This window comes from Streptomyces alkaliterrae, from assembly GCF_007097205.2.
GTDB lineage: Bacteria > Actinomycetota > Actinomycetes > Streptomycetales > Streptomycetaceae > Streptomyces > Streptomyces alkaliterrae.
Genome location: NZ_VJYK02000267.1, coordinates 1 through 7,626, shown reverse-complemented (window position 1 = coordinate 7,626; position 7,626 = coordinate 1). Strand labels below are relative to the sequence as shown.

Sequence of the window (7,626 nt, the reverse complement as noted above, 5' to 3'; positions counted from 1 at the left end):
CGGGACGGGTGGGCTGGCACGACGTCATCGAGGAGACGCTGCGCTGGGCACCGAGCATCAGCGCGCTGCCGATGCGGTTCGCCGTCTCCGACATCCCCCTTCCCGACGGCACGGTGATCCGGGGCGGCGACCCCATCCTGACGACGTACGGCGCGGCCGGCCACGACCCGGCCCAGCACGGCGAGCGCGCCGACCGCTTCGACGCGACGAGGGCCACCAGCGAACACCTGGCCTTCGGCCACGGCGTCCACCGCTGCCTGGGCGCCCCGCTGGCCCGGATGGAGGCCGCGGTCGCGCTGCCCGCGCTGTTCGAGCGCTTCCCCGACCTGGCGTTGGCCGGGGAGGCGTCCGAACTCCGGCACGTCGACTCGTTCATCGCGCACGGCTACGCGGAACTACCGGTGCGCCTGACGGCGTGAGAGCCCGCCCGTGGCGTGTGCCCGTCAGTACCAGGGCGTGCGGGAGTGCACGGTCGTGCCGCAGACCAGCGCGGCCCGTGAGACCCGCCCGCTCAGGTTGTTGCCGACCTGGGTGTACGCGTAGTCGATGCCCGGGTCCACGCTCTCCCGCACCCAGTCCCAGCTGGTCGGCGTACCGCTGGGACGCTCACGGGTCCGGTCGAGCCAGGCGTAGCAGCCCCGGGGGGCGTTCTCGATGCGGGCGAAGGAGCCGCAACCGCCCGCGTAGAAGTACTTGAGCGTGATCGTGCGGCCGCCGACGTTGGCGCGGTTGGTGTACTTCAGCTGGTAGCTGCCGCTGCACGGCGTGTTCTGCGGGTACTTGCCCTCGTGGGTGAAGCGCGGGTAGCCGGGACTGCTGGACGGCGCGGCGTTCGCCGTGCCGGCCATCCCCGTGGTGGCGATGAGCAGAGTGGCGACAAGGCCGACGGTGGCCTTGACGCGACGCGAGATGGTCATGTCTCGTGCGTCCTTCCTCAGGTCGAAACCCCGTTTGACACCTCGATCATGACAGAGGGTGACGACCGAATCGCCCCCCGAACTCCGCAATGACCGGAAATCGGGGGCGTGTACCGGCGCGCGCTACGGGCGTGACCAGCGTCCGACGCAGCTCAGCGAGCACGAAGGGTGAGTGCCCCGGCGCACGCCCCCCTGGCGGAAAGCGCTCGCCGGAGGGGCGCGCAAACGACGGGAGCCGGCCCGTGTCCGCCGCCTGCTCAGAGCGGTGGATCGGGCCGGCTCCCGCCGGGTGGTGCCTCAGGGGGCCGGTCCTGGCGAGCCCCGGTCGGGGGCTTGGGGGATGCTCGGCGCCCTGAGGTGTCGAGGGGTCCTGTAGGAGGTCGGTCCTACGGGGCCGGCATGAACTCCGTGCCGGAGGCGGTGTTGGTCTCCCGCAGCAGGTCACGCGTGAGGCGGTTGGCCTCCTTGACCTTGTCGGTCATCATCTTGATCTTGATCTTGCCGTGCTTGCCGAGGCTGCCGCCGACCTCGTGGGTCGTGTCCTCGGCCGGCAGCGGAAGCGCCTGGCAGCCGGTGAACTTCTTCCTCGGCTGCTTACCGGTCAGGAAGTAGGTCTCCACCGGGTCGTCCACGCAGGTCGTGCCGTACGGGAACAGACCGTGGCTGCCCTCGTTGTCCACGCTGACCAGCGCGGCGCCCGGGAGCTTCTTGGCCGAGGTCAGCCCGCCCTCGTACGCGGTGGCCGCGTCCAGCTCGGACTGGAGCACCATCACCTTCGGGAACGTCCTGGTGTGCGGCTTGGGCATCCGGTTGGCGGTCGGCCAGTAGGCGCACAGCGGGACCCGGTTGAACGGCGACATCAGCGGGGCCTTGCGCTGCTGGTCCTTCAGCCACCACTGCCAGTAGTTCATGTTCTGGCTCCACTGGCCGTCCTGGCAGCGGATGGCCTCGAACGTGGCGTCGAAGGTCGCGGTCTGGCCGGCGGTCGCGGCCTGCTGCTTCCGCACCGAGCGCAGCTCGTCCAGCACGGCGGCCTTGGCGTCCCTCACGAACTCCCGCTGGTGCTTGTCGAGGTCGCCTGCCTCGATGATGCGGCGGGCCAGCTCCTCGACCCTGTCCGTCTCCGAACCGGCCGTCGGAATGCCCGACTTGGCGACGGCGGTCACGGCTGCGGCGGCCGACGGGTACTTCGTGGTGTCGTACATGGCGGGGAGGATGAGCTGTGCCATGTACAGCTGGCCGATGAACTCACGGGTGCCGCCCGCGCGCTCGAAGTACTCGCGGATCTTCATCGGGTCGGTGCCCAGACCGTACTCGGCGTCGTTGCGCGCCACGTACGGCAGCAGCGCCTCCTGGAACTGCCGGTCGCGGCTGCGCGGCTGGAGGTCCCAGGTCAGCTGCAGGGAGCCGGTCGTCACGTCGGTGGCCGAGTCCAGCAGGAAGCGGTGGGACCGGCTCGGGAACGTCGCCGCGTACCAGGTGCCCAGCCAGGTGCCGTAGGAGTAGCCGATGTAGCTGGTCTTCCGCTCGCCGAACAGGACGCGGATCAGGTCCATGTCGTAGGCGGTCTGCTCGGTGGTGATGTACGGGGCCAGCCCGCCCTCGACGCAGCCCCTGACCTTGGCCCGGTTGACGGCGTCGACGTCCGTCGGGTCCTCCGGCACCTCGTAGGTGCACTTGAGCGGGGTGCTCAGCCCGACACCGCGCGGGTCGAAGCCGATGAAGTCGTAGGACTCGGCGAGCTTCGGCGCGCGCTCGGCCATCGCCGCGCCCCACGGCAGGCCGCTGCCGCCGGGCCCGCCCGGGTTGACCAGGGCTATGCCCTGCCGCTTGTCGGCCTTGCTGGTCTGGGTGCGGGAGATCCGCACGTCGATCGTCTTGCCGTTCCGCACGTTGTGCCAGTCGAGCGGGACCTTGACGGTCGCGCAGGCGACGCCCTTGACCTTCAGCAGCCGCTCCTCGGTCGCCGGGGCCACACTCGGGAAGCGGCAGGCCTCCCAGTCGAGTTCCTGCTTGGCGAGCTTGCCGGCGAGCTTCGCCACGTCCGGCTCCCTGAACCGGTTCTTGGCGGCGGCCGTCTGGGCGGCGCCGGCGGCGGTGACGGCTTCGGCGGTGACCGGCGCGGCGGAGGCCGGGGCGGTCAGCAGCGGAGTGGCGAGCACGGCCGCGGCGAGCGTGGCGGCGCCCAGTGCCCGGGCGGGCTTGCTGCGCCCGACGTTTCTGGCAGAGGTCACGTGGGGGTCCTTCCAGGCGGGGGGTGGCGACGGTCCTACCGGGGGTGGACCAGAAGGCGTTGCGACACCTTCACCGGCCGCGCCACCTGCGGAGAAGCCCTCGACACTGGCGGAATCCCGTCATGACAGGTTTCCGACACGCGGCCGTCACCAGGAGTACCGGCGCCGGTACCGCACGGCTGGGGACACGGGTCGGGCAGAGCCCGTCGCCGGAACGCCGTGCCCGAACGCGGAGCCGGACCGCCGGAACGCGGCGGTCAGAGCGCTGGAACGCTGCGGTCAGAGCCAGCCGCGACGGGCCGCCTGGACGCCGAGCTGGAAACGGGTGCGGGCGCCGAGGAGTTCCTGGAGGCGGCTGATGCGCCGGTGCACGGTGCGTTCGCTCACCTTCAGGTCCCTGGCTATCGCCTCGTCCGTGGAGCCGGCCGACAGCAGTGCGAGCAACCGCTGGGTCTCCGGCGTCGGTTCGGACGCCACGGTGCCGGCGTCCCGGCCTCCGGAGGCGCCGCCGGCGCCCGCCGCGCCGACCGGTACGGCAAGCCGCCAGAAGGCCTCGAAGAGTTCGATGATCGCGTCCAGCAGCATCGACGGGTGCACCAGCAGCGCCATGACTCCGTTGCCCTCCCGCCCCGGTACCGAGATCAGCGCACGGTCGGCGTCCGCGATGGCCAGCTTCATCGGCACCCCGGGGAAGACCCGGGCCACCTCGCCGGCCCGGACCGAGGACCGCAACGAGCGCAGCCCGACCTCGGTCTGCAGGTACTCCGACTCGTACACGATGTGATACCGCACCCCTCGCCGCATACCGGCGACCTGCCACTCGTTGGGTCCGATGTCATCCGGTTTGAGTATCGAGCCGCGCTCGAAACCCCGGATGGACCGCTGGGCGCCGTCCTGCATCGCGCCGAAGGTCCGCACGACGTCCTCGGCGGTGTCCAGCACCTCGGCGAACCGGGCGCCGGAGCCGGTCCGCTCAGCAAAGAGACCGGCGAGCCGGTCGGCGCTCTCGCGGGCCCGCAGAGCCTCCAACTCCCGTTCCGCCGCCCAGGATTCGAGCGCGAGCCGGGGCGAGAGCGGACGCACCCGGCCGTCCGCCTCGACGCGGACCAGGCCCAGCTCCACCAGCCGCCGCACGCACTCCTCCGGAGCGGCGTCGGCGGCGGCGTCGGCAGCGTTTACCACGGCGCCGGACAGCAGCTCGCGGTACAGCGCCTCGGTCTCTGGCGTGAGACCGCCGCCGGGCGGTCGGGCTGGTCTAGACATTGGTCGTTTCCCCCACGGAACACCAGACGTCCGACGTTCCTATCACCTCCGCCCGTTCCTGCCAGTGACCTGCGTGACAGTGCCGACCGGAACGGGTTCGGGCCCGAGCCCCGCCCCTTCCCGTTTCCTGGGGGCCAGCCCCCAGACCTCCGGGCCTCAAGCGCCGGACGGGCTGAGTTCAGCCCGTCCTGGGGCACCTCCCGGCCGAAGGCTGGGGGGATCGAGGACGAGCGGCCGCCACGCCGCAACACGGGGTCCGGGGCGGAGCCCCGGCTTCGGGAACGGGCGGGGCTGGGAACTGAAGCCCGTTCCGGTTTACCCAAGCCCCGCCAAAGCGGTCGGCAACTGTCCTACTCTGGTCCGGCGTTGACACAACCGATCATCATTTCCGCGCGGGAGAGAGAACCAGTGAGCAGCCAGCCCCACTCCGCGGTGTCCCGGACGGGCGGCCAGGCCGCCGCGAGACGGCCGAGCCCGTCGGGGGCCGTACCGCTCATGGGCCCCCGGTTCCACACCGACCCGGCGGCCCTCTACCGGGAGATGCGGCGGGACCACGGCCCGGTCGTCCCCGTCCTGCTGCCCGGCGACGTGCCGGCCTGGCTGGTGATCGGTTACCGGGAGATGTACCAGGTGACCGGTGATCCGGTGCTCTTCCCCCGGGACCCGGGACTGTGGAACCAGTGGCCGCACATCCCGCAGGACTGGCCGCTGCTCCCGATGATCGGCAACCGGCAGCCGTCGATCTACTACACCGTCGGCGAGGAGCACCAGCGGCATCTGAAGATGGTGGAGGGCGCGCTGGAGCGGGTCAGCCGTATGGAGCTGCGCAAGCACGCCGAGGAGCTGGCCGACCGGCTCGTCGACGGCTTCTGCGCGGTCGGCGAGGCCGAGGTGATCTCGGCGTACGCGAAGCCGCTGCCGATCCTGGTGCTCGGCCGCCTCCTCGGCTTCCCCGACTCCGACGGCCCGGCGCTCATCCGCACGCTGGGCGCACTCGCCGACGGCGGGGCCGACGCCATCGCCGCCCACCAGGAGTTCGGCGCGCTCGTCGGCCGGCTGGTGGCCGGCCGCCGCGAGCGCCCCGGCGCCGACGTCACCTCCTACATGCTGGCCTGCCCGGCGCACTTCACCGACGAGGAGTACCTGCTCGACCTGATGGCGATCACCGCCGCCGGCTACCTGCCGACCGCCGACTGGATCGGCAACTCGGTACGGCTGATGCTCACCGACGACCGGTTCGCCGCCTCGCTGACCGGCGGCCGGCACAGCGTGCACGAGGCGATGAACGAGGTCCTGTGGGAGGACACCCCCACCCAGATCCTCGCCGGCCGCTGGGCCGCCCGGGACACCCGGCTCGCCGACCGCCACGTGAACGCGGGCGACCTGCTGCTGCTCGGCCTGGCCGGCGCCAACTCCGATCCGGAGACGCAGACCGCCACGGCCGGTTCCGCCGACGGCTTCCGCGACGGCAACTACGCCCACTTCGCCTTCAGTCACGGCGAGTTCCAGTGCCCCTTCCCGGCCCGCGAGATCGCCGAGACGATCGCCAGAACCGGCATCGAGGTGCTGCTGGACAGGCTCCCCGACATCGACCTGGCCGTCCCGGCCCGCGCCCTCGCGCGGCGTCCCTCCCCGTTCCTGCGGGGCATGACGGGACTGCCGGTCCACTTCACGCCCATCCCCGCGTACGGAGGAAGACGTTGAACGGTCAGTCAGCGACCCGGTCAGCCGGTCGGACGACGGAAACCGGGCGATGCCCGCTGGTGATCGACCCCATGGTCGGCGATCTCGACGGGGAGACCGCGGCGCTGCGCGAGGCGGCCCCGATCACCCGCATCGACCTGCTGGGCGTACCGGCCTGGACGGTGACCTCGCACGCCGAGGCCCGCCGGCTGCTGAACGACACCCGGCTGGTGAAGGACATCAACCGCTGGGAGCTGTGGCGGAGCGGGCAGGTCACCCACGAGTGGCCGCTGATCGGCATGATCGACGCCGGACGCTCGATGTTCACGGTCGACGGCCCCGAACACCGCCGGCTGCGCACCAAGACCGCCCAGGCGATCACCCCGCGCCGGCTGGAGGCGCTGCGCCCGGTCATCGAGGAGATCACCGCCCGGCTGCTCGACGACCTCGCCGAGCAGGGTGCGGACGGCCCGGTGGACCTCAAGCCGGTCTTCGCCCAGCCGCTGCCGATGCTCGTCGTGAGCCACCTGATGGGCGTCGACCCGGCGCTGCACCCCCGGCTGCACGAGCTGTACAAGGCGTTCTTCTCGATGCTCACCCCGCAGGACGAACGACTCGCGGTCATCGAGGAGTTGGACGTCATCTTCACGGAGATGGTGCGCGAGCGCACGGCCGCTCCCGCCGACGACCTGACCAGTGCGCTCATCCTCGCCGACGAGGGCGGCGAACCGCTCACGGAGGAGGAGGTCGTCGGCAACCTCAAGGCGATGGTCGCCGCCGGCCACGAGACCACCATCGGCCTGATACTCAACGCCGTACGCGCCCTGCTCACCCACCCCGACCAGCTGGAACTCGTCCTGGACGGCAACATCGGCTGGGACACGGTGGTCGAGGAGACACTGCGCTGGGACACCCCCACCACCCACCTCCTGATGCGCTTCGCCACCGAGGACGTCCAGGTCGGCGACACCGTGGTGCGGGAGGGCGAGGGTGTCGTGGTCTCCTACCGCGCCATCGGCCGCGACCGCGCCCAGCACGGGGACGACGCCGACGCGTTCGACATCCGCCGCGAGACGCCGATCCGGCACATGACGTTCGGCCACGGCCCGCACATCTGCCCCGGCGCCGCGCTCTCCCGCCTTGAGGCGTCCATCGCGCTCCCCGCGCTCTTCGACCGCTTCCCCAGGCTGCGACCGGCCGTACCGGTCGAGGAGATCCGCAACCTCCCCGTCCTCACCCAGAACGACCTCGCCGCCTTCCCCATCCTGCTGCACGGCAGCTGACGCCCGCCCTTCGCCCGGGCCCGCACGCCACGCTCAACTCGCCTGGCGCGCGGGCCCGTTCGGGTGTCGCCCGACCAGCCCCCGGGATGAAAAGCGAATGACACCCGTCGTCGCCGCTGCCTAGTCTCGTGCCCATGCGCAGGACACTCCTCGCGGCCGGAGGCCGCACCTCACCGACCGGCGGACACCCGACCGCCTGAGCCCTGCAGCCGTCCTCGGCGGCGCGCCGGGCGCGCCCCCCTTTCC

General features: G+C 71.7%; 6 protein-coding genes. 3 read left to right on the top strand and 3 right to left on the bottom strand.

Annotation, left to right across the window (positions count from 1 at the left end; genetic code table 11):
* The coding region (locus FNX44_RS20885) for a cytochrome P450 (protein WP_143650126.1) at window positions 1-419 on the top strand (419 nt) is incomplete at its 5' end.
* Between the two features lie 24 nt (window positions 420-443).
* On the opposite strand, the gene FNX44_RS20880 is transcribed toward FNX44_RS20885, so the two are convergent.
* From FNX44_RS20880 to FNX44_RS20870, 3 genes are all read right to left on the bottom strand, one after another.
* Entirely contained in the window at window positions 444-917 is a 474-nt protein-coding gene (locus tag FNX44_RS20880) for a hypothetical protein (protein ID WP_228450064.1), read from the bottom strand.
* 386 nt (window positions 918-1,303) lie between these two features.
* Window positions 1,304-3,151, bottom strand: a complete 1,848-nt coding sequence (locus FNX44_RS20875) for an alpha/beta hydrolase (RefSeq protein ID WP_323369538.1) — start codon at window positions 3,149-3,151, stop codon at window positions 1,304-1,306.
* Between the two features lie 279 nt (window positions 3,152-3,430).
* Window positions 3,431-4,414: a helix-turn-helix transcriptional regulator gene (locus FNX44_RS20870; protein ID WP_143650124.1), complete on the bottom strand. Its 984-nt coding sequence runs from the start codon at window positions 4,412-4,414 to the stop codon at window positions 3,431-3,433.
* Window positions 4,415-4,780: 366 nt separating this feature from the next.
* On the opposite strand from FNX44_RS20870, the gene FNX44_RS20865 reads away from it, so the two are divergent.
* Together FNX44_RS20865 and FNX44_RS20860 are read left to right on the top strand one after the other, a co-directional pair.
* Entirely contained in the window at window positions 4,781-6,118 is a 1,338-nt protein-coding gene (locus FNX44_RS20865) for a cytochrome P450 family protein (RefSeq protein ID WP_407699217.1), read from the top strand.
* Window positions 6,119-6,189: 71 nt separating this feature from the next.
* Window positions 6,190-7,380 carry a cytochrome P450 family protein gene (locus FNX44_RS20860; RefSeq protein ID WP_143650128.1) on the top strand — a complete coding sequence of 397 codons (1,191 nt, stop codon included), beginning with the start codon at window positions 6,190-6,192 and terminating at the stop codon, window positions 7,378-7,380.
* The last annotated feature ends 246 nt before the right edge of the window (window positions 7,381-7,626 follow it).

Coding starts and splice junctions, on each gene's coding strand:
- FNX44_RS20860 (WP_143650128.1), top strand. CDS start 6,190: ATGGTCGGCGATCTCGACGGGGAGACCGCGGCGCTGCGCGAGGCGGCC.
- FNX44_RS20880 (WP_228450064.1), bottom strand. CDS start 917: ATGACCATCTCGCGTCGCGTCAAGGCCACCGTCGGCCTTGTCGCCACT.
- FNX44_RS20870 (WP_143650124.1), bottom strand. CDS start 4,414: ATGTCTAGACCAGCCCGACCGCCCGGCGGCGGTCTCACGCCAGAGACC.